Below are 2,084 nucleotides of genomic sequence, written 5' to 3' on the forward strand. Positions count from 1 at the left end.
TGTTGTCCTTGCAAGATGCTCGCGTCCACTATGCAGTTCCCAAACAACAACCCCGTCACACCCACCACCACACACACCCCCACAAAAGGGGCTGACATGTGCGGCATAGGCCATGCGCGGGAGCCAAAACAAACAAAACCCACACCACTACCACCGACACCGAAGTGCCGGCACGTACCGGTCAATGGGGCCTGTTGTTTCAGGGCCCAACAGTGTGCCATAGACCCGGAACCCGCGGCCGTTCCCCACTCTTTCCAACACCACACCCGAAAGCATGCTGCGTACTCGAAACAGGGAACCACCAGGTTCCAGGCCATGATTCGTTGACATTCCACCCATGAGCACCCGCCTGCCAACACAAGTGGCAGAAACGGGCAAACACTGAACACCACAAGAGAACCCACCAGTTGGCAGGCCCCGCGATGTTAGTTGCTCCTTAGAAAGGAGGTGATCCAGCCGCACCTTCCGGTACGGCTACCTTGTTACGACTTAGTCCCAATCGCCGGTCCCACCTTCGACGGCTCCCTCCCACAAGGGGTTGGGCCACCGGCTTCGGGTGTTACCAACTTTCGTGACTTGACGGGCGGTGTGTACAAGGCCCGGGAACGTATTCACCGCAGCGTTGCTGATCTGCGATTACTAGCGACTCCGACTTCATGGGGTCGAGTTGCAGACCCCAATCCGAACTGAGACCGGCTTTTTGGGATTAGCTCCACCTCACAGTATCGCAACCCATTGTACCGGCCATTGTAGCATGCGTGAAGCCCAAGACATAAGGGGCATGATGATTTGACGTCGTCCTCACCTTCCTCCGAGTTGACCCCGGCAGTCTCCCATGAGTCCCCACCACTACGTGCTGGCAACATGGAACGAGGGTTGCGCTCGTTGCGGGACTTAACCCAACATCTCACGACACGAGCTGACGACAACCATGCACCACCTGTGAACCGGCCCCAAAGGGGAAACCACATTTCTGCGGCGATCCGGCCCATGTCAAGCCTTGGTAAGGTTCTTCGCGTTGCATCGAATTAATCCGCATGCTCCGCCGCTTGTGCGGGCCCCCGTCAATTCCTTTGAGTTTTAGCCTTGCGGCCGTACTCCCCAGGCGGGGCACTTAATGCGTTAGCTACGACGCGGAAAACGTGGAATGTCCCCCACATCTAGTGCCCAACGTTTACGGCATGGACTACCAGGGTATCTAATCCTGTTCGCTCCCCATGCTTTCGCTCCTCAGCGTCAGTTAATGCCCAGAGACCTGCCTTCGCCATCGGTGTTCCTCCTGATATCTGCGCATTTCACCGCTACACCAGGAATTCCAGTCTCCCCTACATCACTCTAGTCTGCCCGTACCCACCGCAGATCCGGGGTTGAGCCCCGGACTTTCACGGCAGACGCGACAAACCGCCTACGAGCTCTTTACGCCCAATAATTCCGGATAACGCTTGCGCCCTACGTATTACCGCGGCTGCTGGCACGTAGTTAGCCGGCGCTTCTTCTGCAGGTACCGTCACTTTCGCTTCTTCCCTACTGAAAGAGGTTTACAACCCGAAGGCCGTCATCCCTCACGCGGCGTCGCTGCATCAGGCTTTCGCCCATTGTGCAATATTCCCCACTGCTGCCTCCCGTAGGAGTCTGGGCCGTGTCTCAGTCCCAGTGTGGCCGGTCACCCTCTCAGGCCGGCTACCCGTCGTCGCCTTGGTAGGCCATTACCCCACCAACAAGCTGATAGGCCGCGAGTCCATCCCCCACCGATAAATCTTTCCACCACCCTCCATGCGGAAGGAAGTGAATATCCGGTATTAGACCCAGTTTCCCGGGCTTATCCCAGAGTCGGGGGCAGGTTACTCACGTGTTACTCACCCGTTCGCCACTAATCACCTGGTGCAAGCACCAGGGTCATCGTTCGACTTGCATGTGTTAAGCACGCCGCCAGCGTTCATCCTGAGCCAGGATCAAACTCTCCGTAAAAAAATACAGACACAACCAACAACCCAAGGGAAAACAAGGGAAGGGCTGCACCAAGTTACATAAATCCTGGCAAATATGTTCCTGCAAGCACACGGAGGTGTACCCACAACAACCAT

The 2,084-nt window shown here is 56.7% G+C and carries 1 rRNA gene; it reads right to left on the reverse strand.

Going from position 1 to position 2,084, the window contains the following annotated elements:
* Nucleotides 1-440 precede the first annotated feature (440 nt).
* A 16S ribosomal RNA gene (locus ABD088_RS17200) occupies nt 441-1,968 on the reverse strand.
* Between the last annotated feature and the right edge of the window lie 116 nt (nt 1,969-2,084).

The organism is Arthrobacter rhombi, assembly GCF_039526245.1.
Lineage (GTDB): Bacteria > Actinomycetota > Actinomycetes > Actinomycetales > Micrococcaceae > Arthrobacter_H > Arthrobacter_H rhombi.